The organism is Nocardia amamiensis (assembly GCF_015477605.1).
Lineage (GTDB): Bacteria > Actinomycetota > Actinomycetes > Mycobacteriales > Mycobacteriaceae > Nocardia > Nocardia amamiensis_A.
Genome location: NZ_JADLQX010000039.1, coordinates 1 through 25082 on the forward strand (window position 1 = coordinate 1; position 25082 = coordinate 25082).

Genomic DNA, 25082 nt, shown 5'->3' on the forward strand with positions numbered 1-25082 from the left:
ACCGCCCCCAACTCCACGCGATCCGACAACCCGGTCCAAGGATGCATGCCCGATACAAGATCACATCACCAACATGTGTCACCACGACCGCGACGAACCACTTGCCTTGTCAAGCAACGGCATTGGCACACGGCGTGGTGGTGGTTGTCTCCGACGCGCGTCTCGTAGCGCGCCACGGAGCCCATCGGCTGGATGCGCCGGACCAGTCCGGCGGCGGTCAGCGCGCGCAGCACGTCGTACACGGCCTGGTGGGACACGGCACCGAGAGTCTCGCGCACCTGAGCGAGGATCGAGTCCGTGTCGGAGTGCGGATGGTCGTGCACCGCGGTCAGCACCGCCAACCGTGGTGCCGTCACTCGCAGGGCCGCCCCGCGCAGCATGCGCTCGAAGTCCGAAGTCGTGGGCACAGTCGTAGTGTGCCGCCTTTTCTGGAATCGATCAAGTCTCTGCACAAATGCAATCTTGCAAATGTTGACATCGCCTGCTGTTGACAACATATGATGTCAGAACTCCGCGCAGCCTGATCAACTCGATGCAGACGTCATCGCGAGAGCTGTGGGCATGCAGGCGCTTGAACCGATTCAGCAACGACCGTGGCAAGGGAGTAAGGGTGAGGGCGAAACCACCCGCGCTGGGATATCTCCGCAAGGATGTGTCCGGCGTGTCCCAGACCTGGGATGAGGCGCAGCTACAGAGCTTGGCGAAGCGGCTGGGCTACGAGTTGTCCAAAACCGTGACCTTCGGCGCCGCCACCGACGAGCCGGTGGGCCGATTGATCGACGTCGTCCGAACCTGCGCGGTGGATGCGGTCATTTCACCAGGGCTGCACCACTTCGACGGGGCGGTACCCGAGGAACTGGTGGAGGTGTGCGACCTGATCACCGTGGCACCGCAGCAGACCTTCTCGCGAACGGTCCTGAAGAAGCTCTGGGCCTAGGTCGCATTCCCTGCCGCACGCCGCGCGGTCGACCTGGAATTCCTTGTACCGCAGGGCCTTCCGCTCTGGACCAAGTGTGACCACAGACCTGCACCGCGTTGCGCCGACATGGAGCACGCCACGATCACGCGGTCGCTCATTTTGCGCTCCAGACCTGACGGACAATCAGGTCAATCGTCGATAAGGGGATGCTCCTCACCCCATTTGAGCATCGCGTACAAGACGTCGCTGAGGCTCTCGCCCTCCTCGGTGAGCTGGTAGACGACGCGGGGCGGCACCTCGGCGTACACGGTCCGGGTAAGGATCCGCTGGTGTTCCAGTGCACGCAGGCGATCGGTGAGGGTCTTGGCGCTGGGGGAGCCCAGGGCGGTACGCAGGTCGCCGAAGCGTTTCGGGCCGGAGAGCAACTCCCGGACGATCAGCGTCGTCCACTTCCCGTCGAGGACCTTCAGCGTGCGCTCGACGCCGCACCCGCGCGGTGCGCAATCGAGCAGCCGTTCGACCTGCACATCCCCAATAGTTTCCATCCTGACACTATATAACTTTCTGGGTATTGGTTCACTGTGAAAACTAATGTCGCTGGCATGAAGAAACAAACCGTGATCGTTCATGGCGCGACTGGCGAACAAGGAGCCGCTATCGTCCGTGGCCTCCTGAGCGCGGGACACCGCGTGCGGGGCATCGTCCGCCGCGTCTCCGGCTCCCGGCTGCACCCGGATGCCGAGCCGGTTCAGGCGGACCTACTCGAACCCGGATCGCTCGCCGCGGCGTATTCCGGCACCGACGCCGTAATCGTCCAGTTGCCACTGGTTTTCGCCGCCGAACCGGCTATCCGGCAGGCCGAAGCGGTGCTGGCCGGGCTCCGGGACGCGGGGGTGCGGCGGGCGGTCTTCAATACGGGCACGATGCTGCCGACCGCGCCCGTGGGGGTGCCCTTCGTGGATGCCCGCGTACTGGTGTCGGCCGAACTGCGCCACAGCGTCGAGGTAGCGACCGTCGTCGGGCCCGCCCGCACCTACATGGACAACCTCGCCGCCCCCTGGTCCGCTCCACTGGTACGTGCCGGCGAGGTCGCCTACCCGCTTCCGCGCGACCTGCCCGTCCCGTGGGTCGCGCTGGACGACCTGGGGACCGCCGTCGCCGCCCTGGTCACCTCGACAGCTCCTGCGCCATTCCAGATCGTGGCGGGTCCGCAGGCCCTGACCGGAGACCAGATCGCCACCGAGCTCGCCGCGGTCCTGGGTCACCCCGTGCGGTGGAACGCCATAACTCCCGCCGCCTATCAGGAGATGCTGGCCCCGCATCTAGGGGCCGAGGTCGCCGAGGGTGTCGCCGCGGCATACACACCACCGCCCCCGGGAACGCCTCCGCCTCCGCAACCCGACCCCTCGGTGGTGACGACCGGCGCGACCACGCTGCGGGACTGGGCGGCGCGCCAGACCTGGCCCGCTTACGCCGCAAGGCCCGTTCTTCGTCCTTGACCCGGGAATAAGGGCTGGTCCGAGAATTGTGTGGCCCGCCCGCCGCCGCGGCGGGCGGGCCACTTCCCCGTTGCCGAGCGAACGCCGCCACGTTCACCGGGCACGGCCATCGTACGCAATGGCGAGGCCGAATTGGGGAAGGCACGCAAGATACCGCGGGTCGATCCGATCGCGTTCGGCCGCAACTCGATCCACCTGCGCATCGAGACCGGCGTGTTGCCATCCGCTCTCGGCGTGTCGAGTTCGGGACCATGCCGTTATAGCCTGGCCCTCGACTGTTCAGGCCTTTGTCAACGTCGCGGAGTTTGATCGGGTTATGGGGTAGCTGAAATGCGGCTGCCGGAGGGGTGATTGGGGCCCGACCATGGACAAGCGCAACGAGGTTGGTGATCGGGGGCACGACCCGGACGATCATAAGTATCGGATGCGGATCAGCCGGTTGGCCATCGACAAGCTCGGAATAAAACTCTACGACCGGGTTTCGGCGGTGCTCGCAGAATTGATCGCCAATTCCTACGACGCCGATGCCACGCTGGTGGAGGTGTCGCTTCCGTGGGGTGTGACGTTGGCGGGCACGGTTCGTGCCGCGGAGGAACCGCAGTACGAGATCGCGGTCACCGACAACGGCCACGGTATGACCGCAGCGGAGGTGAACGAGCATTATCTGATGGTCGGTTCCGACCGCCGGATGCGGATGGGCTCGGATTTGTCACGCGAGCAGAAGCGCCCTGTGATGGGCCGCAAGGGCATCGGAAAGCTGGCCGCCTTCGGCATCTGCCGGACAATCGAGGTGATTACGGCGGGCGGCGGCGCCGCGGACCGGACATCGCACGGTTGGCCGGTGTCGCATATCGTGATGGATCTGCACGATATGCTGTCGGACACCGAACGCGACTACTATCCGGCGGTCGGTGCACGGGACGGAACTTTCGCTCCGCATCGCGGCACCACAGTGATCCTGCGGGATTTCTTCCGCAAGCGGGTGAATTCCGGTCCTGAACTGAACCGGCAGTTGGCGGCCAGGTTCGGGATCGAGCGTCCGGACGGGCGCGTAGAGGTCCGCAACAGCGCTGTCGCGGATTCGGCGGAGAGTTTCATCCTGAGCGATCTTCCGATCGACGTGATGGAGGAAACCAGGATCGACGTGCGGAACCGACCGGTCGACGTCGGGCACCAGTTCCTTCCGGTCGCGGGATGGGTCGCCTACTCCAAGCAGCCGGTGATCGACGCCGCACGTATCCTCGTCGCGCACAAGGACCGGGCCGCACTGGAAGATCACGCCCATGTCGAGAGCATCGTGCGCCCTGCCTCGTTGTCGTCGCTGGACAGCGACACTCGCATCGATCGCCACACCTGGCGGGAATTGCTGGACTCGACATTACGGGCGCACCGCGACTTCCTCGAACGTGTCTACGCGATGCGCGGCGAGGAGGACGATACCCAGACGAGTGGAGCCCGAGCCGGTTGACACCGAACAGTGTCCGGGACGTGTCAGCACTATGGGGCCGGGTATGTGGCGTCCCCGGCCCCGCTCGGTCAGCTCGCGCTGCCGCTTCCGGCTTGGAGCACGGCTGTCAAGAGGTCGGCGAGAACGGTGAGGATTTCCACAATTACTCCATTTTGTCCGGAAACAGGAAAGCCAGGAGTCTGTACGCCGCGGTTGTACCTCGCGTGAACGCAACTTGAACAATAAGAGTCGAATTCGACGGGCTGCAGATCGAATTTTGTCGATCGCGGCCGCAATTCCGCGATAGCGACGGGGAATTCGCCGCGTGCGTCAGGATCGGCGTGCCGTAGCCGGCCACATCATTTTCCATGGCGCTGGTCGACCGGATCTCGGCCGCCGACGCCGGAGGTGAACTCGCGCCATCGCCATGGTCCGCCGGCATCGGCGGCCAGCGGTGGGGTGTCTTCTCCTGCCCCCGCGCGCAAACCGGCGAGCAACTCTTGCAACGCTTCGACCGCGGTGTAGCGCGGCGTCCACCCCAGCTCGGCCCGGGCCCGTCCGGTGTCCAAGATCGGTAGACGCATTACCGCGTCGAACAACGCCGGCGCCGCAGGCAGCAACCGCGCGTGCCATCCCACAGCGAGCATTCCGCGCATCAACGGAGGCGGCACCGACACCGCGCGGGCGTCGAACAGCTCGGCCAAGCGCGATCGGTCGAGCACCGGTTCCGCGGCCAGATTGAACGGACCATGGGCGTCGGTCGTGACTGCGCGCGCATAGGCGCGGCCGATATCGTGGCTGTGCGCCGCCTGGAACCGCAGGCCGCGCGGAATCGGCAAGATCGGAGTGAGTCCGGGCCGAACAAGAGGATTCGGCAGCAATGGACCAGCAAACAGTCGGCGCTGCTGACTGGCAGTTTCCCGTCGGAAAATGAACGCTGGTCGCATCCGAACTGTTCGGCGATCCGGGTACTCGGCCTCGAATCGATCCAGCAAACGCTCGACATAGGCTTTCTCACGCATATAAGCCGCAGGAGGCCACCCGTCGGTGGGCCAGCTCTCCGGCACCGGCTCGTCATCGCGGCAAGGGGAGTAGGCACCGACCGACGAGGCGTACACCAAGGCGGGCACCTGCGCCGCCGCTACCGCTCGCAGCACGCGTTCCGTGCCGCCGACATTCGCACGCCAGGTGACCATGGGCTGATGTGTGGGCTGGAACAGCCATGCCAGGTGAACCACCACGTCGGCGCCGTGGAAGTGGGATTCCAGGTCGTCGGTGCGCACATCCGCGCGCACCCATTCGACGCCGTCGCGAATTTTACCCGGCACGCGCCGCGCGATCCCCACGATCGAGCCGACCCCCGCTTCGTCCGACAAAGCCTCCAGAACGCTGGTTCCGACGTTCCCGGTGGCACCGACGACGACAACTCGCATTGTCCGCTCCTTCACTCGGCGGCGGGATCTGTAAGCGACTTACCCCAGGTCTCGGCAACGACACCCGAGCCATTCGGTCGGTGGCTCATCGTCAGCTGCCGGTATCGCTGCGTCACCGATGGCAATCGGGGTACGCCTCCGAATAGGGAGTTACCGAGCCAGGAGGAGCTATGGAACGCGGAAGCAGCAAACACGGTCCGCAACGTGACGACGAACTGGCCCGCGAGTTGGAGGGCACTTTGCGCGGCAACCGGTCCAGCCGGGCGGAGGAATGGCGCGAGCCGGAGCCGCCGGCCGATGACGACACGCTCATCAACGAACGAGTACAACGAACGGAACGTCCGCCGGAGACCGTCGAGCCGGAATGACGCCCGCGAGGTCGAGCGGTGGTCAGGACTCAGCCGAGTCGAGCCGCGAGCCGGGATCGCCGAAAGTGGCGGCGGACAACTGGTCGATCTTCCGCTCGATCCGCTCGATGTCCGCCGCGTCCGCCCGGAAGAGAAGGTGTTTCGCGCCGAGCAGCAGGATCGCTTGGAAGACGAGTTGCAGCCATTCGCTCTGCCAGTTCTCGAATGTGCTGGCGAAAAAGTGCGCCCAGAATCCCGGCCACTCGAAGGGCTGCCCATGGACCTGCTGAAGGCGGTGATAGTCGTTGAATTGGCTGACGAACTGTCCGATCCATGAACCCGCGAAGAGCAGAACCAGCAGGTAGACCGCTCCCCAGCGTCGCAAATGAGACATACGCCAGCGATACCCAGGGGGAGTCGCCACATGCCGCTGTATCGGTCGTTGCGGCGGGTGACTTATTCGGTGCGGAACCGCGCATCCACCGCCACGTCCGGACACCGCTGCCCGAGCGGATGGCATCGCAGGACCGAACCACCCGCCGTGGGCAGCGACTGATCAGATGCCCGACTTCGCGAGGCGCGCGGCCAGCAGTTCCTTGCCTAGGCGCCCACCTTTTCGGCTATCGGCCTGCGCTTTGCGGAAGAACTCCACGAGCTCGCTGTCTCCGTCGCGTTCCGCATCCTGGATGAACGTGTCCAGACGCAACGCGTTCTCCAGGGACGCCTCGACGAACCAGATCAGGTTGTAGTCCTTGTCGCGAGTCCCGGTGATGGTCCCGGTTTCTCTCTGCTCGGCCATATCCACTCCTCACCTCGTCGGCTTGCATATCCGCTCGATCGCCTACCCCGGCTGACGGCGACCAAACCGTCGCCGGCCCTGGGGACATGCGCAGCGCGGGATTGCTGCACGGTCGCCCTGCTCACCCGCAGGTGACCTTGCGGCCGGTCGCCATCGTGGCGGCGGCCGCGAACCGTAGGTGAAATCGAGTCCGGTTTCAAGGACTTGACGTAGATCACAATTTGAGGTTGAGTTCAGTTTCAATCGCGGCCCCGACCTCGGTCGGAGCCCGAATCCGAACCATGACATCACGACTCGAGGAGCCGCATGGCGTCACAGATCGGCCTATGCATCGTGACGGCGAGATGTTCGGGGTATCGCGCTCGCCCCGGTCATCGCGTGCCCGACCGCCGGGGGAGTGGCCGAGGTGCGTGATTTCTCCGCCGCAGTGGAATTCGAAGGAGCGACCATGCCCAAAGTTTCGCCGGAGACGGCTCGGCACACCTTCCGTGCTCTCGAACCGATTCACGGGATGATCTACTTCAGCCCGTACGGGCAAGAGTGCTATGCCGAAATCGGCTTGAAACAGCGTGGCATGACATACTTCGCACCGCGTTCGGCGCCGATGGGACCGGTCCCCGCGGAAGTCACGATCGCGACGTTCTTCAATTTCAATCCTGTGGCTGTCCATGCGGCGCTGCCCGCGGCCTGGCAAATCGCGAGCCCTGCTGATGTTCTCGCAGCGAGGTACGAGGCCGCCGACCGGTCGCTGCGCCGAGCATGGGGCGAGGACGTCGACAGCGGAGCGGTTCGCGAGGCTGCCGACCTTGCGCGCCGTGCCGCGGAACGCGCATGCGAGCGGCCGCAAGGACGTCCGCTCTTCGCCGGACACGCGCAACTGCCGTGGCCGAGCACTCCACACATGGTCCTGTGGCACGCGCAGACCTTGCTGCGCGAGTTCCGCGGAGACGGCCACGTCGCGCTGCTCTTCACCGAAGGTCTCGACGGCCTCGAGGCGCTGATCACACACAGCGCGACCGGGATCATCAGCCCGGAAGTCCTCCGCGTGACCCGGTACTGGAGTGAACAGGAGTGGGCTGCGGGAGTCGAGCGGTTGCGTTCTCGCGGATGGCTTCTCGATGGCCCCGGCCTCGCCCTCAGCGCGGAGGGGAGCCGGCGCAGGCAATCGATCGAACTCCGGACCGACGAGCTCGCCGTGTACCCGTACGAAGAACTCGGCGAGGAGGGATGTTCGCGTCTGCGCGAGCTGGGTCTGCCCCTGACGAAGGCGGTTGTGCAAGCTGATCTGGGTTTCCCGGCCGAGCTGGTCGCACGGCACACGCGTGCCCAGTGACCGATGTGCCGAGACGTGGCAAAGGAAATGCGGATGAAAGTCGATATCGCAGCGTGGGAAGCCCTCGGATCTCGTCATATCGCGACCAACGGGATCGAACTACAAATTGTCGAACACGGGAAGGGACCGGCGGTAGTCCTCTGCCACGGATTTCCCGAACTCGCATTCTCATGGCGCCACCAGGTTTTCGCGCTCGCAGAGGCGGGGTACCGCGTTGTCGCCCCGGATATGCGCGGTTACGGAGGTAGCTCGCGACCCTCCGCGATCGAGGCATACGACGTGCTGACCATCTGCGGCGATCTGGTGGGATTGTTGAACGCCCTCGACATAGACGATGCGGTATTCGTCGGACACGACTGGGGTGCCGCGGTGGTCTGGCAAATGGCGCTGGTGCATCCGGACCGAGTGCGGGCCGTAGCTGGACTCAGCGTTCCGCCGGCATCGCGCGCACCGGTACCACCGTTGAGCATTCTCCGTTCTCGGCTGGGAGATTCGTTTTATATGTCCTGGTTTCAGAAGCCAGGTGTCGCCGACTCCGTCCTTGCGCAGGACGTGCGATGGACTCTCCTGAATGACGAAGCGCTCTCGCCGGAGTCCATGGCGCAGCGGCCGAGCGGAGAGCTACCGAGCCGCCCGTGGTTGCCGGAGGACGAACTACAGGTGTTCATCGACGCGTTCGAGCGAACAGGCTTCAGCGGAGGACTCAATTACTACCGCAACATCGACCGGAATTGGGCCCTTGCGGCCCCGTTCGACGGCCACGTCATCACCCAGCCGGCACTCTTTCTGACCGGCTCCGACGATCCGGTACGCCAGTTCATGCCGGCTGACGCCTTGGAATCGCTGCTCACAGACCTGTGGGGACACATCGTGGTGGCGGGCGCAGGCCATTGGATTCAGCAGGAGCGACCAGAGGTGGTCAACGACGCGCTCGTGAAGTTCCTCGGTCGCGTATCCGAAATTTCTCGAACGTGAGGTTCGAGGGCACCAAGAAGAAGGAAAGAGATGAGGAAAACGATTGCAGCAGCGACGCTGCTCGTCTCCGCGCTCGGCGTGACAGCCGGGACGGCATCGGCCGCACCGGACCAGGCCGGTGCGGTGGGATACAAGCTATCGGTCGGCGAGAAATCCACAGTGATCGATCTCGAGGCCGGATCGCTCGCCGTCGAAGATGGGGCATTGAAGATCAAGGCGCCTGGCGGCATGGTCCTGGCCGGTACGGAATTGTCTTTCCGGGTGGATGATTTCGTCTTCCCGATCGCCGCCGACCTCCAGGGCCGCACTGCTACCTTGACGCCGCAGTTCGATCTCGAGCACGCGGCCTACAAGCCGGTGGCGCTGCCCTACGAAGACCAGGCTCCCTGGAGGACCCAGTACGACCGGGAACAAGCCGCTTGGGCGCGCTTGTCCTCGACGATCCTGATGGGTGCGACGATCGGTACCGCCGTTGGTGGCATCGGCGGCGCGGCGGTCGGCTGCGTGCTGGGTGGCATCGCTGGGGCAACCGTCGCTTCCGCGGCGATTATCGGCTTGTTCGGAGCCTTGATTCCGGCAGCCGCCATCGGATGCCTGGGTGGAATCATGGCTGTCGGTCCGCTCGGGGCGATCGCGGGCCAGCTGCTCATCACGGCTCCGGTCGCGATCATGGCGGCTGTCCAGTACTTCACGACGATCAACCAGCCGATGCCGGCTCCGGCTCCGGCTCCGGCGAAGTGATGCCGAGTCGCACGTCGTCGATTCGGTGAGGCGATTGTCCTGCCCGGTCGGTTCCAATCGGCCGGGCAGGGCGATCCCGAAATTTGAAGCTGGGGTCAGATTCGACTAACGTCGATATGGTTGCGACCCCATGCTCGAGCATGCCGGGAGTGGTCTCGGCCCAGTGGTCGCCACCGTCTCGGAGCGTGAATGCAGATCGACGACGCGTGTGCGACGATCACTGCGAGCATCCGGGGCAGACAGGGAGGGTATGCATGGCTAGGACGGTCGAGAACGAAGCGGCATTGGGCGAGATTCCCTCGCTTGTCGATACCTCCGTCCTCCGGGAACCTCCGCTCACTGCCCGCGGTCTTCGAACCCGGGCGGCGCTGGTGGCGGCCGCCCGAGTGGTGTTCGAACGCGACGGCTACCTCGACGCGCGGCTGTCGGATATCACAACCGAGGCGAAATGCTCCACGGGTAGCTTCTATACGTATTTCTCGAGCAAGGAAGAAATCCTCCAGGCGGTGCTCGAAGCATCCCAGGACGACATGCTGCATCCGGGAATGCCGCGTCTGGATGCCGACGAGGCGTCGCCGGTGGCGGTGATCGAGGCGAGCAACCGCGCCTACTTCGAGGCGTACAAGCGAAACGCGAAGTTGATGCTGATCCTTGATCAGGTGGCCGCGATCGATCCGAAGTTTCGCGAAATGCGCCGCCGCCGCGGACGCGCGTTCGCCGACCGTAACGCTCGCTCCATCAGGGATCTGCAGGAACGCGGCCTCGCCGACCGCGAACTCGATCCGCATACCGCGTCACGCGCGCTGTCGGGCATGGTCGGCCGGATGGCGTACTACGCGTTCGCCCTGGAAGAGGAAGCGTCGCTCGACGAGCTCGTTCGAACAGCCACGCGGCTATGGGCGAATGCGCTGAAACTCGACGAGGCCGCCAGCTGAGCCTGCGGGTGGGGACCGCACTGTACGTGCCGGACTCGCCGGAGGCGGCATACCGAGCGGCCGCTGCTACCACGACCTACCTGCATCTCGCATAGACAGCGGCGGGCTGTCGCGATGACTGCCGCGCCGTCGTCCACCGCGATGTGACTCACGTCATACGAACCGAATCGGTGGTGGTCTTGACCACTACGCGGGCGATCCAGCATGGTGTCGAGAGCTAAATAAGCGCTCAGTAAGTTGCGCGGAGGTGGCAGCCAGGGCATGGCCACGGCGCTCGAAAGGATTCACCGATGAAGAGGTTCGAAGGCAAGACCGCGATCGTGACCGGCGCCAGCCGGGGCATAGGTCTCGGCATCGCGCGGCGGCTGGTCGATGAGGGCGCGAATGTCGTGATCACCGCCCGCAAGCAGGAGGCTCTGGACGCAGCGGTCGAAGCGCTGGGCGGCCCGGGGCGGGCGCTGGCGGTGGCCGGCCGCGCGGACGACGTCGCCCATCAGGCCGAGACCGTCGCGCGTGCGATCGATACCTTCGGTGGCGCCGACCTCCTGGTCAACAACACCGGCATCAACCCGGCTTTCGGCCCGATGATCGAGCTGGACCTCGACGCCGCTCGCAAGATCGTGGAGGTCAACTGCCTGGCCGCGCTGTCGTGGGTGCAGCAGGCCTACCGGGCGTGGATGAAGGACTACGGTGGCGCGGTCGTGAACGTGTCGTCGGTCGCCGGTCTCAAGCCCGCGCCGGGTATCGGCTTCTACGGTTCGAGCAAGGCGATGCTCACGCACATCACCCAGGAACTCGCGGTCGAACTCGGCCCGAACCTGCGGGTCAATGCCGTGGCTCCGGCGGTGGTGAAGACGAAGTTCGCCACCGCTCTCTACGAAGGCAGGGAGGACGAGATCGCCGCGGCCTATCCGCTGAAGCGGCTCGGCGTGCCCGAGGACATCGGCAGTGTGGTCGCGTTTCTGCTGTCCGAGGACGCGAGCTGGCTGACCGGCCAGCTGCTGGTCGTCGACGGTGGCATCACCCTGACCGGCGGGGTGTGACATGACGTCGATGAAGGCATGGCGGGTACATGAGCTGGGCGAGCCGAGTGCGGTGCTGCGGCTGGAAGAGGTCGAGCGCCCGGAGCCCGGCCCGCGACAAGTTGTCGTGCGGGTCGCTGGTGCGGCGGCGAACTTTCCCGATGTGTTGATGTGCCGCGGTCTCTACCAGGTGAAGCCACCGTTGCCGTTCACGCCCGGTGTCGAATTGTGTGGCGAAGTGGTGGCGGTCGGCGCCGAGGTTGCCGAGATCGCCGTCGGTGAGCGTGTACTCGGGGGTGCGGTGCTCCCGCATGGTGGTTTCGCGGAATTCGCGATCATGGATGCGGCCCAGACCTTCCCGGCGCCGCGGTCGTTGGACGATGCGGAGGCGGCTTCGCTGTTCATCGGTTATCAGACCGGGTGGTTCGGTTTGCATCGGCGCGCGGGACTGAAGGCCGGAGAGACACTGCTGGTGCATGCTGCCGCCGGTGGCGTCGGCAGCGCGGCCGTCCAACTGGGCAAGGCCGCAGGTGCCCGCGTGATCGGTGTCGTCGGCGGAGCCGAGAAAGCCTCATATGCCGAAGAATTGGGTGCCGACGTGGTCATCGACCGGCACCGGGACGATTTCGTCCAGGTCGTGAAGGAGCTGACGAACGGCCGCGGGGCCGACGTGATATACGACCCGGTCGGCGGTGATGTCTATCAGCGCTCCACGAAATGCATCGCGTTCGAAGGCCGGATCGTGGTTGTCGGATTCGCCGGTGGCGACATCCAAACCGCCGCGCTGAACCACGCGCTGGTGAAGAACTACTCGATCGTCGGCCTGCACTGGGGGCTGTACAACACCTACGACCCGGCTTCGGTGTCCGAATGTCATCGCGCACTGACCACCCGCGCCGCCGAGGGGCTGATCCGGCCCTTGGTGAGCGAACGACTGCCACTGGACCAGATCGCCGACGGAGTACAGCGACTCGCCGACGGCAAGACCGTCGGCCGCGTCGTCTACGCCCCGTAAGCCTGCCTCTACCTGAAATACCCTCCCCGAGGAGCACAAGATGAACAATGAGACCCAGCGGATCGCCATCGTCACCGGCGCGGCACGAGGCATCGGAGCCGCCGTGGCCCGCCGCCTCGCGCGCGACGGCATGGCCGTAGCCGTGCTCGACCTCGACGAAACCGCCTGCAAGACAGTCGTCGAGCAGATCGAATCGGCGGGTGGCCGCGCGCTGGCGGTCGGAGTCGATGTTGCCGACGAAGCCGCGGTGACCCAGGCGGTCGAGCGGGTCGCCGCCGAACTCGGCCCGCCGACCGTGCTGGTCAACAACGCCGGGATCACCCGCGACAATCTGCTGTTCAAGATGAGCGTCGAGGACTGGGACGCGGTCATGAACGTGCATCTGCGCGGTTCGTTCCTGCTGGCCCGCGCCGCGCAAGCGCACATGATCGACCAGAAGTGGGGGCGGATCGTCAACCTCTCCAGCACATCGGCGCTGGGCAACCGCGGTCAGGCGAACTACGCCGCGGCCAAGGCCGGATTGCAGGGATTCACCAAGACCCTCGCGATCGAGCTGGGCAAGTACGGGGTCACCGCGAACGCCATCGCCCCGGGCTTCATCGAAACGGAGATGACCGTTGCGACCGCGGAGCGTATGGGCATCCCCTTCGAGGAGTTCACCAAAGCAGTCGCGGCTCAGACTCCGGTTGCCCGGACCGGCACGCCTGACGACATCGCGCACGCCGTCTCTTTCTTGGCCAGCGAAGGTGCTGGATTCGTGTCCGGCCAGGTGATCTACGTGGCCGGCGGCCCGCGGAACTGATACGGAAGGAACAGGAGCAATGCGAGTATTCCAGGGCCTGACCGAGCTGGAGGCCGCGGTCGGTACCCACCTCGGATTCAGCGGCTGGCACACCGTCACGCAAGAGCAGATCGACCAGTTCGCCGAAGCGACAGGCGATCACCAGTGGATCCACGTGGACCCGGAGAAGGCCGCCGCGGGACCGTTCGGCAAGACCGTCGCGCACGGGTTCCTCACGCTGTCGCTGGTGCCGATGCTGACCCAGCAGGTCTACACCGTGCAGGGACTGTCCATGGGCGTCAACTACGGCACCGACAAAGTGCGTTTCCCCGCACCGGTCCCGGTCGGATCCCGGATCCGGGCAGGAGTGGAGTTGCTCTCCTTGACCGCGGGTGCTTCGGGCTGGCGGGCGGTTTCTCGAGTGACGATCGAGATCGAAGGCTCGAACAAGCCTGCCTGCGTGGCCGATTCCGTCGCGGTGTTGGTGCCCTGATGCCCGCCGAGCAGGACTCTTCGGACTTACCCGGTCTCGACCTGCACCGTCTGGCAGCATGGCTCGCCGACGCCTCCCCAGGCCTGGTCGCGGGCCCGCTGCACGGACGATTGATCGCCGGCGGTAAGTCGAATCTGACTTATGAGGTCACCGACGGGACATCGAACTGGATCGTGCGGCGTCCGCCGCTCGGCCATGTGCTGGCGACCGCGCACGACATGGGGCGGGAATACCGCGTCATGAGCGCTCTGGCCGACACCGATGTTCCGGTCCCCATCACATATGCCCTGTGCTCGGACGCCGAGGTCATCGGTGCGCCGTTCTACGTCATGGAACGCGTCGTCGGCACCCCGTACCGCTCGTCGGACGAACTGGCGGCCCTGGGCGTGGACCGGACCCGTGTGATCGCGACCGGAATGATCGACACGCTCGCCGATCTCCACGCGGTCGACCCCGCCGCCGTCGGACTCGGCGATTTCGGCCGCCCAGAGGGGTTCCTCGAAAGGCAGGTCCGGCGTTGGCAGAATCAGTTGGACGCGTCGCGAAGCCGAGACCTTCCCTCGGCGGCGAAACTGCACGATCTGCTTGCCCGGGACCAACCGGAGCAATCGCCCACCGGGGTCGTGCACGGCGATTACCGGCTCGACAACGTTCTCGTCGACTCGGGCGACCGAGTGGCCGCGGTCATCGACTGGGAGATGGCGACCATCGGTGATCCGCTCACCGATGTCGCGTTGCTCATGGTCTACTTGCGTTCCGGCGAGCTGGGCATTCCTGTGGTCACCAATGTCGCGTCGGCACCGGGATTCCTTGGTGAATCCGAGTTGCTGGAGCGGTACGCGCAGCGAAGCCACCGCGACTTGAGCCGGATCGGGTTCTACCTCGGACTGGCCGCGTTCAAGCTCGCCGTGATCAGTGAGGGCATCCATTACCGCCATATCCACGGCAAGACCGTGGGTCCTGGCTTCGAGCACCTGGGAGATGCCGTCGAACCGCTCCTGCAGGCCGGAATCGGGTATCTGACGGAGGACTATCGCTGAGGATCGACGACGCGGTCCGCGATGATGGGCACCTGATCGGTTCAATGAACTCCTATCTTCCCAGAATTGAAGTTGACGCCAGTTTCAATTATGGTTCGAGTTGGATCCATACCGGCTAGACCAAGAGGAGCGGGCTCGGATGATCGACGTCGCCTGTCCGACGACGTGCTGTACGGGTACCCCGACCTCATCGAGGCAGCCGTGATCAGCCTGTCCGGCGAGTCCCGCGGCGAGGAGCCATCGCAATGATGCCTCGCGTCGCTGGAGCGATACCGGAACCGGACAGCGCATAGGTCATCCGCGATGCCACCGCCGCAGCAGTGCGGAACCATCATTGAGCGAAGGAGCCCGATGTTCGAGCTTTCCGATACAGGCCGCAAATACCAGGAGGACCTGCTCGCCTTCATGGACGAGCACGTCTACCCCGCGGAGCCGGTCTACGAAGCGCAGATGCAGGAATCCGGTGATCCGCATTTCCACCCGCCGATCCTGGAGGAGCTCAAGACCGAGGCGAGGAAGCGCGGTCTGTGGAATCTGTTTCACCCACACCCGGAGTGGGGGCCCGGCCTGACCAACCTGGAATACGCGCCGCTGGCCGAAATCATGGGCCGCAGCGCGCACCTTGCTCCCGAAGCGACCAACTGCAATGCCCCGGATACCGGCAACATGGAAGTGCTCACCCTTTTCGGCACTGCCGAGCACAAGGAGACGTGGCTTCAGCCGCTGCTGGACGGCACGATCGCGTCGGCGTTCGGGATGACCGAGCCGGAAGTCGCCAGTTCCGACGCCACCAATATCCAGTTGCGGATGGAGCGAGACGGGGACGAGTACGTCCTCAACGGCAGGAAATGGTGGACTTCCAACGCTCTGCACAAGAACTGCAAGGTGCTCATCGTGATGGGCAAAACCGATCCCGCGGCGCCACCGCATCGCCAGCAGAGCATGATGGTCGTCCCGATCGATACGCCCGGGGTCACCGTCCTGCGTAACCTTCCGGTATTCGGCTACCAGGACCGGGAAGGGCACGCCGAGGTCCTGTTCGAGAACGTCCGGGTGCCGCGAACGGCACTGCTGGCCGGCGAGGGTGACGGGTTCATGATCAGCCAGGCACGGCTGGGACCCGGCCGGATCCACCACTGCATGCGGTCGATCGGAATGGCCGAACGCGCGCTGGATCTGATGATCGATCGCGCGCAGGCGCGCACGACTTTCGGTGAGCCGGTGGCCAACCGCGCCAATATCCAGGACTGGATCGCCGAGTCGCGCATCGAGATCGAAATGGCCCGCCTGCTCACCCTGAAGGCGGCATACCTGATGGACACCGTGGGAAACCGCAACGCGCGCATCGAGATTGCCGCGATCAAGGTGGCGGCGCCACAGGTCGCCCTGAAGGTGATCGACCGGGCGATACAGGTGCACGGCGGCGGTGGCGTTTCCGACGATTTCCCGTTGGCGAGTATGTATGCCCACCAACGGACTTTGCGTCTGGCCGACGGCCCCGACGAGGTGCACAAGCGCACGATCGCGCAGATGGAATTGCGACGCCGGGACCCCTCTTGGGGCCGGAGCGCGTAACCACTGGCAACGAGAGGAAACACGTGACCAAGACCCAACAGGTGCGGCTTGCCAAAAGGCCCTCCGGGAAAATCGACGCGGATACCTGGAGTCTGACGACCGAAGAGCTTCCCGCCATCACGGCCGGACAGATTCTGGTGAAGATCGACTACATCTCGCTCGACCCGGCCATGCGTGGCTGGTTGAACGATGTGCGTTCGTATGTGCCGCCGGTGGGCATCGGAGAGGTCATGCGATCACTGGACATCGCGACCGTTGTCGAGTCCACGCATCCGGACTTCGCGGTCGGGGACACCGTGAGCGGCACGTTCGGAGTGACCGAGTACGCGATCAGCGACGGCCGGAATGTGCAGCGGGTCGACCTCGGCGTCGCAGCGGGGCCGACCTGGCTCAGCACCCTCGGAATGCCTGGGATGACCGCGTATTTCGGGCTGCTCGAGGTCGGCAAGCTGCGCGCCGGGGACACTGTCGTGGTGTCCGCGGCGGCCGGTGCGGTCGGCAGCGTCGCGGGCCAGATCGCCAAGGCCAAGGGTGCGACGGTCATCGGCATCGCGGGCGGCGAGGAGAAATGCCGTGTGCTGACCGAAGAGCTCGGGTTCGACGCGGCGATCGACTACCGCAACGAGGACGTCCTGCGACGGCTGCGCGAAGTCGCCCCCGACGGGATCGATGTGTACTTCGACAATGTCGGCGGGGACATCCTCGATGCCGCGCTCGCCAATCTCCGGCGCGGCGCCCGGGTGGTGATCTGCGGTGCGATATCGGCGTACAACGCGGACAAGCTGCCGCCGGGGCCTTCCCGGTACATGTCCCTGCTGGTCTTCCGGGCATCAATGACGGGGTTCGTGGTGTTCGACTATGCCGATCGATACGGTGAGGCGATCAGCCAGATGTCCGAGTGGCTGGCCGGCGGCCGCATCAAGAGCATGGAACACATCGTCGAGGGCGGGATCCCGCGGTTCGCCGAGACGCTCGACATGCTGTTCACGGGAGCGAACACGGGAAAGCTCGTACTCGCTCTGTGACAAGGGCCGCCCGCGGGCCGACCGTGGGCGAGCTCGTACTGACGACATCGCGGTGCAGAATGACGGCAAAGTCCGTTTTCTGCGCCGCGATGTTTTTTGGCAGGACCCGCCCTCGAGGGGAAGTCGACTAACTCCGTCGACGTGCGCCGACGATGCGCAGGGCGAGGTCCGCATAGAAGTTCGCGATGTCCTCGGGAGACCAGGAGCCGTCCTCGTGATACCAGCGAGCGATATCGATGCCGAGTGACAAAAGCGCGGTAGCGGCCATATGCGGATCGGCCGTATCGAAGACGCCGGTCTCGGTACCACGTGCTATCAGGGTGCGGAGCTCGCCGTGGATATCGCGGCGCAGATCTTTGATCTCCTGCTGATGCGGCGCGTCGAGGGCGGCGATCTCGTAGTTCACGACGCGGGCGACGACATGGGCCTTGGCGTGGTGTTCAGCGAAGTCGTACATGACCGCGAGCAATTGACCGATCGGGTCGTCGGCCGAGCCGACGGCGGCACGCACGAGATCCAGCGTGGCCTGGTGACCGGTCTTCGAGATCTGATAGAGCAGTTCTTCCTTGGAACGGTGGTGCACGTAGATGGCCGCGGTGCTCAAACCGGCGAGAGAAGTGATATCGCGCGTCGTCGACCCGTGGAAGCCTCGTTGCGCGAAGGCAATGGCGGCGGCCTCGAGTAGTCGGGCACGGGTTTCGTCCGCGCGTGGGCGGTCCTCGGCATCGGTCACTCGCATAGTCTCTCACCTGTGCGCGTGGTGTTCGGTGGCCGCGGCGCCTGCGCACCTGGCCTGAACACCGACAACATAGGGAGCCGGCGATGTCACAGGACATCGCCGGCTCGTTCGAGATCGGTCAGGATGTGACGGATGCGGAGGCATGCCCGCCGGTCGTCACGGGCTGCTCGCGCGAAACGGTTTCCGGTAGGACCCAGGCGCTGCCGAGCGTGCACAGCGCCATGATCATCATGAAGGCGGAGACCGATGCGGTCGATCCCGTCGCCGCGAGCAGCGAGGCCATGAGGAATGGCGTGCCACCACTGACCAGGATCGCGGCCAGCTGGTAGGCCAGCGTTATGCCCGAATAGCGGATTCGAGGCTCGAATAGTTCAGCGAGGTACGCCGCTAGCGGGCCGTACACCAGTCCCGAGCCGATGCCGCTGCCGACCGTGGTCGCGATCAGGATCGCAGCGAGCGAGCCGGTGTTCACCAGCCAGAAGAAGGGGAATGCCCAGAGTGCCATGACCGCCGCGCCGGCGAGCATCAAAGGACGGCGACCCACGCGGTCGGACCACGAACCGGACAGATAGATGACGGGCACGCTGACGGCGGAGGAGATCAGGGAGACCGCCAGCAAGCCGTTGCGGCCCAGCCCGAGTTCCCGGACACCGTAATCGAGTACACCCGCGATGCTGATGTAGAAGACGGCGTTCGTTCCGAACAGCAGGCCGGCGCCGAGCAGAACCTTCTTCGAATGCTTCTTCACCACTTCGAGAATCGGCGCTTGCGCGATCGCGTTCGAGGCATCGTCGGCACGCTTCTGGAGCTGGCGGAATTCCGGCGAGTCCTCGATGCGGAGTTGGATGAACAAGACCACCACGAACAGGATGGCGCTGGCCAGGAACGGGATGCGCCAACCCCAGGCCAGGAAGTCGGCCTTCTCGACGAGTGCGCCGACCAGAAGGAACGCGCCCGTGCCGAGCAGCAGGCCAGACGGCACGCCCATCTGGCCGAAGGTGCCCGCTTGGCCTCTTCGGTTCGGCTTGGTGGTTTCGGTGAGCAGCAGGGTGACCCCGCCCCACTGGCCACCAACGGCGATGCCCTGAAGGAACCGCAGGGCAACGAGCAGTATCGGCGCGGCCACCCCGATCGAGCCCGCGGTCGGCAGCATGCCGATCGCACAGGTGGCCGCCGCGACCAGGATCAGGCAGGAGACCAGTGCCGGCTTGCGGCCGTAGGTGTCGCCGATGTGCCCGAACAGCAGGCCGCCCAGCGGTCGGGCGATGAAGCCCGCCCAGAATGTGCTGAACGACAGCAACGTGCCTACCAGCGGTGACGCATTGGGAAAGAACAGCTTGCCGAATACCAGGGCAGCAGCCGTTCCGTAGATGAAGAAGTCGTACCACTCGATCGAACTTCCCACCAGGGCAGCGGCCATGAGGCGCCGTAATTTCTTTTGATCCGGTGTGCCGGAATCCGTGTTCGGAGTCATACCTAATCTCCATGTCGGGGACGAAGCCGATGTGACGCTGGCCACGCTCGGTGCGCGGCACGTTACTTGAACTTGAATTCGAATTCAACTACGCGAGCAGCGAGGCTGCGCAAACTTCGAGCATCAGACAGAGCGGTCTGTTCGCTCGTGCTGTCAAGGTCGACAATTTGCCCTGGTAACGCGCGCCTGCTCAACCACGACGTCCTTGGTGGCACATGGCTTCGTCGGGGGGCCTGTCCGTCTGCTGATTGATGATGGAATGGGGATAGGACGTGGCTTTCCGCGAATTCTTCGCGCGACATCGCATTGCTTCGGCTGTTGTCGCGCCGGCCGTGTTGGGGGTGACGGCGGTCGTCGCCGCCTCATGGGCACTGACATCGACACCGCACACCGAGGACACGCAGCTCAAGGCATCCGTCACGGAGTGCCACGACATGGTGACCATCTCGGTGGCCGGTCGCAACGACACTCCGGTCGCGGGGACCACGAAGATGCTTGTCGATGCCAACGGCAACGCATTGCCCGCCGCGCTGTCCGGTGACCACAGCAGCGAGTGGGTCGATCCGGTGGTCAACGCGCCGGCCGGCGCCGTCGATCCTGGCTCATATGCCGCTGTCTACATCGCGTACCCGGCGAACATGGCCAGCTACGAAGACGCCGTCACCACCGGTGTCGCGAATACCGAACAGGTGATGCGGGAGATCGCGCAGGCATGTCCCGACACCAAGTTCTCCATCGTCGGGTACAGCGAGGGCGCCGACGTCGTCCGCCGCGTCGCGATGGAGATCGGACATCAGGAGCCCGGCCAGGACGGCGAATACGGGATCGTGGATCCGGCTGATGTCGTCGGTGTCGTCATCCTCGCCGACTCGGGGCGCTCGGCGGGGGACGGGCCGTTCCCCGGTGCAGAGGACCCGTTCGGCAGTCCCGACGGCTTCGACCAGCGGTACCAGAACGGCGCGAAGCCCGTACCCGGTCAGGGTGCGCTCCCGGGGACCAGCGGTGACTTCGGTGCGCTGAACGGCAAGATCGCGTCGTTCTGCTCCGATGGCGATTTGACCTGCTCGGCGCCGGAGAACATTTCCCTGCTGCAGTTGGTGGTCAACGTGGGCAGGCAGTTGAATGTCGACGCACTCGAGGAAGACGGTCTCACCCCGGCGACCGGGCAGGACGTCGCTGTTGTCCTCAGCCGCATCGCGCTCGCGGCGTTCGCGGACATCCAGTCGCAGCCGAACTGGATGCAGAGCGACGAGACGTTTCTCGAGGTCCTGCTGAGGGTGTCGGACCCGGCGTACAAGCCGGGCGAGCCGCCGAAAACTCCCGCGAAGGCGGAGTCGATCGCGACCAACGAGATGTCGCCGCTGGCCTACCTGCCGCAGAAGGTGCTGAACGAGATCATCGGCCTCATCCTCACGAACCAGAACACGATCCCCGTGATCATGAGCGACCCGTATCAGCTCACGCTGGGCCCGAACCACACCGGTCACCACTTCGACTACTGGCACGACTCCGATCCCGCGAACGGCAAGCCGCTGACCTCTGCCGAGTACGCGGCTGCCTGGCTGACCCACCTGGCGCAGCGGGCGCAGGCGGGAGAGCCCGTCGACACGACAGCCAAGCCGGAACCGGCGGACCTCGCCGCCGCGTACAAGGCGGCGGCGACCTCCTCGGCGGCACCGACATCCTCGGCACCGACCTCCTCGGCGGCGCCGACGAGCCAACCGGCCAAGAACCCGAGCGCGTCACCGACCACCAGCGCGGCCCCCACGAAGGCCGAGGTCAGCGGCGCGCCGACCAGCCCGGTCCCGACGACATCGGTGCCGTCGTCCCAAACGCCTAGCACGACGGTCACGGCTCCGGTGGCGCCATCACCGGCTTCCTCTTCGGTCGCGGCGCCCACCACGACCACGGGGCCGACTACCACGACAACGGAACCGGTGGCTCCGACCACCACGAGCGCCAGCCCTAGGCAGTGAGTTAGCCGCCGCACCGGATCGATGAGATCGCGAGCGTCCTGCGAGGCGGACGCTCGCGATCCGCGGCTGTTCACCTGAAGTCGCGCCCCGGGCCTGCGGTGCCGGTCAGCTGGGCGCGAATTCTTGCTGGAACCAGCGGAGAATCTCTGGAATGGCGATCTTGGCTGTGGCGGAGTGGTCCACGTCGCCGAGGTTGTGCAGCGTGACGTCGTCGCTGCGCAGGGCACGGAGGCAGTGCTCGGCGTTGGAGTAGGGCACGGCGTGGTCACCGCTGGCGGCGTAGAGGTGGACAGGCACCTCCGGAATCCAGTCACAGGTGCCATCGCTGTCCGCGAGCGCCCTCGCGGCAGCGCCGGTGGGATTCGCGGCCCACTCGACGAAGCGAGGGGTCAGCAGTCGCACCGGGGTGATCGCCAACGAGGTCACGATCGTGATCTCGTTCTTGGTGCCGTCGAAGAGCTGCTCGACCCGGTCGGCGTAGGGCTGCTGGAAGGCCTCGGCCGGATCGTCGTAGAGATCGTGGATGCGATTCATCGATGTGATCCAGTAGGCGATGAACAGGACCGCGGCACCCGGGGTGACGCGCCCGTCGAGCGCCGCGGGCGCCTGAACGTGACGCAGGTCGTATGGACCGCTGACCGGGGCCACTGCGGCGACCCCGAAGCTCGGGACCGCGCCCGCCTGGAGCGCCTTGCCCAACGCCATCGCGGCGTGACCGCCCTGCGAGAAGCCGGTCAGCAGCACGTTCGGATCCAACTCACGACGGTGCCGCGCGGCCAGTGCAGCAGTGGCGCGTAGCAGGTCGGCGGAGGCACTGACTTCGGACGGCGCATGGGTGTACGGATGCCGCCCCGGGCCGTTGCCCAATCCCAAATAATCCGGTGCGACCGCCGCATAGCCCGCGGCCGCGAACATCACCGTACGGAGCCGGTCGGGCAGGTTGCGGGAATCGATGGACGGTGCGTCAGTCTTCAGCACCATCGTGCCGTGCCCGTAGCTGACCACCCGCAATCGGCGCGAATCACTGCGGGGCAGCACCACCAACCCGCTGGCAGTGGTCGGTTCGCCTTGCGGGGTGATCGTCCGGTACTCGACGCGAAACGCGTCGACACCGTTACGGACGGGAGTATTGATCCCTCCGTCGTTCAACAGCGCCGCAGTCTGTTCGGCTGGCAAACCGAGCAGGGGAGTGGTCGACACAATCTCGCCCCGCTCCTGCGGCGGCAGATGTTCGGGGCTCCCGCATCCGGCGACGGCACCCAATAGGACGAGGACCGCGACCAGACAGCGCCTCGGACCGTCCATAGTCGATCCTTCCGATGCTCGTCAGTCGGTTCGACTCCATCATCGCGCTTTCATCGGACTATGGGATCGGGAAGGTGGGTCGGCAACCGGCCCGGGCTATACGCGCCCATTTCGCCGACTTGAGCGTCCGTCCAATTATGTTCCGGTACCTCGAGTTCGGGTGCGGTCGGGAATTCTGGTCCAAGCGACTCGTGTCAGCAATCCGCGAGGAAACTTCTATGGCAGGGTGGTCGCCTATGAAGACAATCCTGATCACGGGGGCAACATCGGGTATCGGTCTCGAATCCGCTCAGCAACTGGCCGCGGACGGGAACCGGCTTGTCTTGGTCGGACGGAATCCGGAGAAGCTCGCCGATACGGCGAAGCTGGTCCGGTCCGCGGGGGCAGCGGACGTCGACACGCTGGAGTGCGATTTCGCCTCGCAGTCGTCGGTCCGGCAGCTGGCGAAAGCGGTTCTGGCCGCGTATGACCGGCTGGATGTGCTGGCCAACAACGCCGGCGGCTACCACAAGACTCGAATCGAAACCGAGGATGGCATCGAGGCCACGTTCGCGGTCAATCATCTCGGGGGTTACCTGCTCACCGAACTGCTCACCGATTTGATGGTGCGCAGCGCCCCGTCGCGCATTGTGTTCACCTCGTCGGTCATGCATTTCGGTGCCACCATGGATTTCGCGGATCTCGGCTTCCGGCAGGGATATTCGGGAGAGAAGGCCTACAGCCGCTCCAAGCTGGCGAATGTGCTCTACGCCCGCGCGCTGGCACGGCGCCTGGCGGGCACCGGAGTGACGGTCAATGCCTTCCACCCGGGCGCGGTGGCGACCGGAATCTGGGACTCGATGCCGTGGTTCGGGCAGCCCTTGGTCGCGGTCGCCAAGCGCTTGTTCATGATCACGGCCGCCGAGGGCGGCCGGGCACTCAGCTACCTGGCCGCCGATCCTGAAGTCGCCGCGGTCAGCGGCCACTACTTCCAGAAGAACCGCGTCAAGACTCCGTCGCGCCTGGCGCAGGATGACGCGGTCGGACAGCAGCTGTGCGACGTCAGCGCGGCCTTGGCCGGGCTGGCCGGGTAGCGGCAGCAGTCTCACAGTCCACGACACCGTTGTCGACGAGCATTACACAACCTTCGTCGCCGACTGAAGCAGAAAGCAGGGGACCATGCTTCGTACTCGTTTCGAGTCGATCGGCTCGTACACACCGACGACTGTCCGTTCTACCGAGGATCTGATCGCCGAGCTCGCGGTGCCGAGGTCGTTGGACCTGGAGCGCATCACCGGGATCAGGAATCGGCGCGTCTACGACTCTGCTCCGGACCGGTATGAGTCATCCTTCGAACTGGCGTTGCGGGCGATCGAGGACTGTCTTCAGCACTCCGACTACGCGGCCGACGAGCTGGACGTCGTCATCTCGGCCTCCATCACGCGCACCTGCGGTAAAGAGATCTTCTGTTACGCACCATCATTCGCGCTGATGCTGGGCAACGCCATCGGCGCGAACACGGCACAGCATTTCGATGTGTCGAACGCCTGTGCCGGCATGATCACCGGTGTGATGGTCCTGGACCGCATGATCAAGGCCGGTGTGGTGCGCAACGGCCTGGTGGTCAGCGGCGAGCAGATCACGCCGATCGCCGAGACGGCTCTGCGCGAGATCAGCCAGCCCTACGACCCGCAATTCGCGGCGTTGACGGTGGGGGACGGGGCGGTCGCGGTCGTGCTCGACAACCGCGGCGACGACCGCGACGAGATCCACTACGTCGAACTCATGACCGCGGCCGAGGGCGCCGAGCACTGCATCGGCATGCCCAGCGACCGCGGCAGCGGGATCGCGATGTACACCGACAACCGCGCCATGCAGAACGAAGCCCGCTACCAACAGGCCATCGACCGTATGGCCGACTTTCTGGCCGATACCGGACGCACCTGGGAGAGCGAGAAATACGACTACTGGATCCATCACCAATTCAGCGCGCCCGCCATCGAGTACATCTCGGATCTGACCGAACGGCATTTCGGCACGCCGATGCCGCAAGCTCTCAACGTGCTGCACGACTTCGGCAACACCGCTTCGACCTCGCATTTCCTGGTGCTGCACGAGCATCTGAGACAGGAAAAGATCCCCAGCGGGTCGAAGATTCTGATGATCCCGGCGGCGTCGGGAATCGTCTCCGGATATCTCGCCGCGACCATCTCCCGTTTGGAGGCATGAG

General features: G+C 65.2%; 25 protein-coding genes and 1 pseudogene. 18 read left to right on the forward strand and 8 right to left on the reverse strand.

Annotated elements, in window-relative coordinates; translation table 11 throughout:
• Nucleotides 1-122 precede the first annotated feature (122 nt).
• Nucleotides 123-407 (reverse strand): annotated as a pseudogene (locus IU459_RS32320) (Fur family transcriptional regulator); the annotation flags it as partial.
• A 203-nt stretch (nucleotides 408-610) separates the two neighbouring features.
• Between IU459_RS32320 and IU459_RS32325 the strand changes: the two are divergent.
• The gene (locus tag IU459_RS32325) at nucleotides 611-937 is read left to right on the forward strand and encodes a hypothetical protein (RefSeq protein ID WP_195133383.1); all 327 of its coding nucleotides are present in this window, start codon (nucleotides 611-613) and stop codon (nucleotides 935-937) included.
• A gap of 170 nt (nucleotides 938-1107) precedes the next feature.
• On the opposite strand, the gene IU459_RS32330 is transcribed toward IU459_RS32325, so the two are convergent.
• A complete protein-coding gene (locus IU459_RS32330; RefSeq protein ID WP_228838837.1) occupies nucleotides 1108-1464 on the reverse strand; it encodes a winged helix-turn-helix transcriptional regulator in 357 nt (118 codons plus the stop codon).
• A 57-nt stretch (nucleotides 1465-1521) separates the two neighbouring features.
• Between IU459_RS32330 and IU459_RS32335 the strand changes: the two genes are divergently transcribed.
• Nucleotides 1522-2418 carry an NmrA family NAD(P)-binding protein gene (locus tag IU459_RS32335; protein ID WP_195133385.1) on the forward strand — a complete coding sequence of 299 codons (897 nt, stop codon included), beginning with the start codon at nucleotides 1522-1524 and terminating at the stop codon, nucleotides 2416-2418.
• Nucleotides 2419-2842: 424 nt separating this feature from the next.
• A complete protein-coding gene (locus tag IU459_RS32340; protein WP_195133386.1) occupies nucleotides 2843-3886 on the forward strand; it encodes an ATP-binding protein in 1044 nt (347 codons plus the stop codon).
• Between the two features lie 338 nt (nucleotides 3887-4224).
• On the opposite strand, the gene IU459_RS32345 is transcribed toward IU459_RS32340, so the two are convergent.
• Complete coding sequence (locus IU459_RS32345) at nucleotides 4225-5298, reverse strand: NAD-dependent epimerase/dehydratase family protein (protein ID WP_195133387.1); 1074 nt, start codon at nucleotides 5296-5298, stop codon at nucleotides 4225-4227.
• A gap of 170 nt (nucleotides 5299-5468) precedes the next feature.
• Between IU459_RS32345 and IU459_RS32350 the strand changes: the two genes are divergently transcribed.
• Nucleotides 5469-5666 carry a hypothetical protein gene (locus tag IU459_RS32350; protein WP_195133388.1) on the forward strand — a complete coding sequence of 66 codons (198 nt, stop codon included), beginning with the start codon at nucleotides 5469-5471 and terminating at the stop codon, nucleotides 5664-5666.
• A 22-nt stretch (nucleotides 5667-5688) separates the two neighbouring features.
• Here IU459_RS32350 and IU459_RS32355 read toward each other — a convergent pair whose 3' ends face one another.
• Together IU459_RS32355 and IU459_RS32360 are read right to left on the reverse strand one after the other, a co-directional pair.
• Nucleotides 5689-6039: a DUF6766 family protein gene (locus tag IU459_RS32355; protein ID WP_195133389.1), complete on the reverse strand. Its 351-nt coding sequence runs from the start codon at nucleotides 6037-6039 to the stop codon at nucleotides 5689-5691.
• A gap of 162 nt (nucleotides 6040-6201) precedes the next feature.
• Nucleotides 6202-6444 carry a hypothetical protein gene (locus IU459_RS32360; protein WP_195133390.1) on the reverse strand — a complete coding sequence of 81 codons (243 nt, stop codon included), beginning with the start codon at nucleotides 6442-6444 and terminating at the stop codon, nucleotides 6202-6204.
• A 448-nt stretch (nucleotides 6445-6892) separates the two neighbouring features.
• Here IU459_RS32360 and IU459_RS32365 point away from each other — a divergent pair, with 448 nt between their 5' ends.
• From IU459_RS32365 to IU459_RS32415, 11 genes are all read left to right on the forward strand, one after another.
• On the forward strand, nucleotides 6893-7777 hold the full coding sequence (locus tag IU459_RS32365) for an SCO6745 family protein (RefSeq protein WP_195133391.1): 885 nt from the start codon (nucleotides 6893-6895) through the stop codon (nucleotides 7775-7777).
• A 33-nt stretch (nucleotides 7778-7810) separates the two neighbouring features.
• Nucleotides 7811-8752 carry an alpha/beta fold hydrolase gene (locus tag IU459_RS32370; protein WP_195133392.1) on the forward strand — a complete coding sequence of 314 codons (942 nt, stop codon included), beginning with the start codon at nucleotides 7811-7813 and terminating at the stop codon, nucleotides 8750-8752.
• A 30-nt stretch (nucleotides 8753-8782) separates the two neighbouring features.
• Nucleotides 8783-9493: a hypothetical protein gene (locus tag IU459_RS32375; RefSeq protein WP_195133393.1), complete on the forward strand. Its 711-nt coding sequence runs from the start codon at nucleotides 8783-8785 to the stop codon at nucleotides 9491-9493.
• A gap of 254 nt (nucleotides 9494-9747) precedes the next feature.
• Nucleotides 9748-10428 carry a TetR/AcrR family transcriptional regulator gene (locus IU459_RS32380; protein ID WP_195133433.1) on the forward strand — a complete coding sequence of 227 codons (681 nt, stop codon included), beginning with the start codon at nucleotides 9748-9750 and terminating at the stop codon, nucleotides 10426-10428.
• A gap of 290 nt (nucleotides 10429-10718) precedes the next feature.
• A complete protein-coding gene (locus IU459_RS32385; protein WP_195133394.1) occupies nucleotides 10719-11471 on the forward strand; it encodes an SDR family oxidoreductase in 753 nt (250 codons plus the stop codon).
• 10 nt (nucleotides 11472-11481) lie between these two features.
• The gene (locus IU459_RS32390; RefSeq protein WP_195133434.1) at nucleotides 11482-12465 is read left to right on the forward strand and encodes an NADPH:quinone oxidoreductase family protein; all 984 of its coding nucleotides are present in this window, start codon (nucleotides 11482-11484) and stop codon (nucleotides 12463-12465) included.
• A 40-nt stretch (nucleotides 12466-12505) separates the two neighbouring features.
• Nucleotides 12506-13267, forward strand: coding sequence for a 3-oxoacyl-ACP reductase FabG (gene fabG / locus IU459_RS32395; RefSeq protein ID WP_195133395.1), 762 nt, complete (start codon nucleotides 12506-12508; stop codon nucleotides 13265-13267).
• A 19-nt stretch (nucleotides 13268-13286) separates the two neighbouring features.
• Nucleotides 13287-13739 (forward strand): MaoC family dehydratase, encoded by a 453-nt coding sequence (locus tag IU459_RS32400; RefSeq protein ID WP_195133396.1) that lies wholly within the window; start codon nucleotides 13287-13289, stop codon nucleotides 13737-13739.
• The gene (locus IU459_RS32405; protein ID WP_195133397.1) at nucleotides 13739-14779 is read left to right on the forward strand and encodes a phosphotransferase family protein; all 1041 of its coding nucleotides are present in this window, start codon (nucleotides 13739-13741) and stop codon (nucleotides 14777-14779) included. The genes IU459_RS32400 and IU459_RS32405 overlap by 1 nt, the downstream gene beginning before the upstream one ends.
• Nucleotides 14780-15130: 351 nt before the next feature.
• Nucleotides 15131-16354 (forward strand): acyl-CoA dehydrogenase family protein, encoded by a 1224-nt coding sequence (locus IU459_RS32410; protein WP_195133398.1) that lies wholly within the window; start codon nucleotides 15131-15133, stop codon nucleotides 16352-16354.
• 23 nt (nucleotides 16355-16377) lie between these two features.
• Nucleotides 16378-17379 carry an NADP-dependent oxidoreductase gene (locus tag IU459_RS32415; protein ID WP_195133399.1) on the forward strand — a complete coding sequence of 334 codons (1002 nt, stop codon included), beginning with the start codon at nucleotides 16378-16380 and terminating at the stop codon, nucleotides 17377-17379.
• A gap of 127 nt (nucleotides 17380-17506) precedes the next feature.
• On the opposite strand, the gene IU459_RS32420 is transcribed toward IU459_RS32415, so the two are convergent.
• Nucleotides 17507-18118 carry a TetR/AcrR family transcriptional regulator gene (locus IU459_RS32420; RefSeq protein ID WP_228838839.1) on the reverse strand — a complete coding sequence of 204 codons (612 nt, stop codon included), beginning with the start codon at nucleotides 18116-18118 and terminating at the stop codon, nucleotides 17507-17509.
• A 118-nt stretch (nucleotides 18119-18236) separates the two neighbouring features.
• Nucleotides 18237-19592, reverse strand: coding sequence for an MFS transporter (locus tag IU459_RS32425; RefSeq protein ID WP_195133400.1), 1356 nt, complete (start codon nucleotides 19590-19592; stop codon nucleotides 18237-18239).
• A gap of 272 nt (nucleotides 19593-19864) precedes the next feature.
• On the opposite strand from IU459_RS32425, the gene IU459_RS32430 reads away from it, so the two are divergent.
• Nucleotides 19865-21568, forward strand: a complete 1704-nt coding sequence (locus IU459_RS32430) for a cutinase family protein (protein ID WP_195133401.1) — start codon at nucleotides 19865-19867, stop codon at nucleotides 21566-21568.
• A gap of 105 nt (nucleotides 21569-21673) precedes the next feature.
• Here the strand turns inward: IU459_RS32430 and IU459_RS32435 are convergent, their stop codons facing one another.
• Nucleotides 21674-22873 (reverse strand): lipase family protein, encoded by a 1200-nt coding sequence (locus tag IU459_RS32435; RefSeq protein WP_195133402.1) that lies wholly within the window; start codon nucleotides 22871-22873, stop codon nucleotides 21674-21676.
• A gap of 236 nt (nucleotides 22874-23109) precedes the next feature.
• Here IU459_RS32435 and IU459_RS32440 point away from each other — a divergent pair, with 236 nt between their 5' ends.
• Together IU459_RS32440 and IU459_RS32445 are read left to right on the forward strand one after the other, a co-directional pair.
• Nucleotides 23110-23946: an SDR family oxidoreductase gene (locus tag IU459_RS32440; RefSeq protein WP_195133403.1), complete on the forward strand. Its 837-nt coding sequence runs from the start codon at nucleotides 23110-23112 to the stop codon at nucleotides 23944-23946.
• Between the two features lie 85 nt (nucleotides 23947-24031).
• A complete protein-coding gene (locus tag IU459_RS32445) occupies nucleotides 24032-25081 on the forward strand; it encodes a 3-oxoacyl-ACP synthase III family protein (RefSeq protein ID WP_195133404.1) in 1050 nt (349 codons plus the stop codon).
• The last annotated feature ends 1 nt before the right edge of the window (nucleotide 25082 follow it).

What these genes read in the sequence shown, in the direction of transcription:
- IU459_RS32330 (WP_228838837.1), bottom strand. Translation starts at nt 1,464, where the DNA reads ATGGAAACTATTGGGGATGTGCAGGTCGAACGGCTGCTCGATTGCGCA.
- IU459_RS32335 (WP_195133385.1), top strand. Translation starts at nt 1,522, where the DNA reads ATGAAGAAACAAACCGTGATCGTTCATGGCGCGACTGGCGAACAAGGA.
- IU459_RS32340 (WP_195133386.1), top strand. Translation starts at nt 2,843, where the DNA reads ATGCGGATCAGCCGGTTGGCCATCGACAAGCTCGGAATAAAACTCTAC.
- IU459_RS32345 (WP_195133387.1), bottom strand. Translation starts at nt 5,298, where the DNA reads ATGCGAGTTGTCGTCGTCGGTGCCACCGGGAACGTCGGAACCAGCGTT.
- IU459_RS32350 (WP_195133388.1), top strand. Translation starts at nt 5,469, where the DNA reads ATGGAACGCGGAAGCAGCAAACACGGTCCGCAACGTGACGACGAACTG.
- IU459_RS32355 (WP_195133389.1), bottom strand. Translation starts at nt 6,039, where the DNA reads ATGTCTCATTTGCGACGCTGGGGAGCGGTCTACCTGCTGGTTCTGCTC.
- IU459_RS32360 (WP_195133390.1), bottom strand. Translation starts at nt 6,444, where the DNA reads ATGGCCGAGCAGAGAGAAACCGGGACCATCACCGGGACTCGCGACAAG.
- IU459_RS32365 (WP_195133391.1), top strand. Translation starts at nt 6,893, where the DNA reads ATGCCCAAAGTTTCGCCGGAGACGGCTCGGCACACCTTCCGTGCTCTC.
- IU459_RS32370 (WP_195133392.1), top strand. Translation starts at nt 7,811, where the DNA reads ATGAAAGTCGATATCGCAGCGTGGGAAGCCCTCGGATCTCGTCATATC.
- IU459_RS32375 (WP_195133393.1), top strand. Translation starts at nt 8,783, where the DNA reads ATGAGGAAAACGATTGCAGCAGCGACGCTGCTCGTCTCCGCGCTCGGC.
- IU459_RS32380 (WP_195133433.1), top strand. Translation starts at nt 9,748, where the DNA reads ATGGCTAGGACGGTCGAGAACGAAGCGGCATTGGGCGAGATTCCCTCG.
- IU459_RS32385 (WP_195133394.1), top strand. Translation starts at nt 10,719, where the DNA reads ATGAAGAGGTTCGAAGGCAAGACCGCGATCGTGACCGGCGCCAGCCGG.
- IU459_RS32390 (WP_195133434.1), top strand. Translation starts at nt 11,482, where the DNA reads ATGAAGGCATGGCGGGTACATGAGCTGGGCGAGCCGAGTGCGGTGCTG.
- fabG (WP_195133395.1), top strand. Translation starts at nt 12,506, where the DNA reads ATGAACAATGAGACCCAGCGGATCGCCATCGTCACCGGCGCGGCACGA.
- IU459_RS32400 (WP_195133396.1), top strand. Translation starts at nt 13,287, where the DNA reads ATGCGAGTATTCCAGGGCCTGACCGAGCTGGAGGCCGCGGTCGGTACC.
- IU459_RS32405 (WP_195133397.1), top strand. Translation starts at nt 13,739, where the DNA reads ATGCCCGCCGAGCAGGACTCTTCGGACTTACCCGGTCTCGACCTGCAC.
- IU459_RS32410 (WP_195133398.1), top strand. Translation starts at nt 15,131, where the DNA reads ATGTTCGAGCTTTCCGATACAGGCCGCAAATACCAGGAGGACCTGCTC.
- IU459_RS32420 (WP_228838839.1), bottom strand. Translation starts at nt 18,118, where the DNA reads ATGCGAGTGACCGATGCCGAGGACCGCCCACGCGCGGACGAAACCCGT.
- IU459_RS32425 (WP_195133400.1), bottom strand. Translation starts at nt 19,592, where the DNA reads ATGACTCCGAACACGGATTCCGGCACACCGGATCAAAAGAAATTACGG.
- IU459_RS32435 (WP_195133402.1), bottom strand. Translation starts at nt 22,873, where the DNA reads ATGGACGGTCCGAGGCGCTGTCTGGTCGCGGTCCTCGTCCTATTGGGT.
- IU459_RS32440 (WP_195133403.1), top strand. Translation starts at nt 23,110, where the DNA reads ATGAAGACAATCCTGATCACGGGGGCAACATCGGGTATCGGTCTCGAA.
- IU459_RS32445 (WP_195133404.1), top strand. Translation starts at nt 24,032, where the DNA reads ATGCTTCGTACTCGTTTCGAGTCGATCGGCTCGTACACACCGACGACT.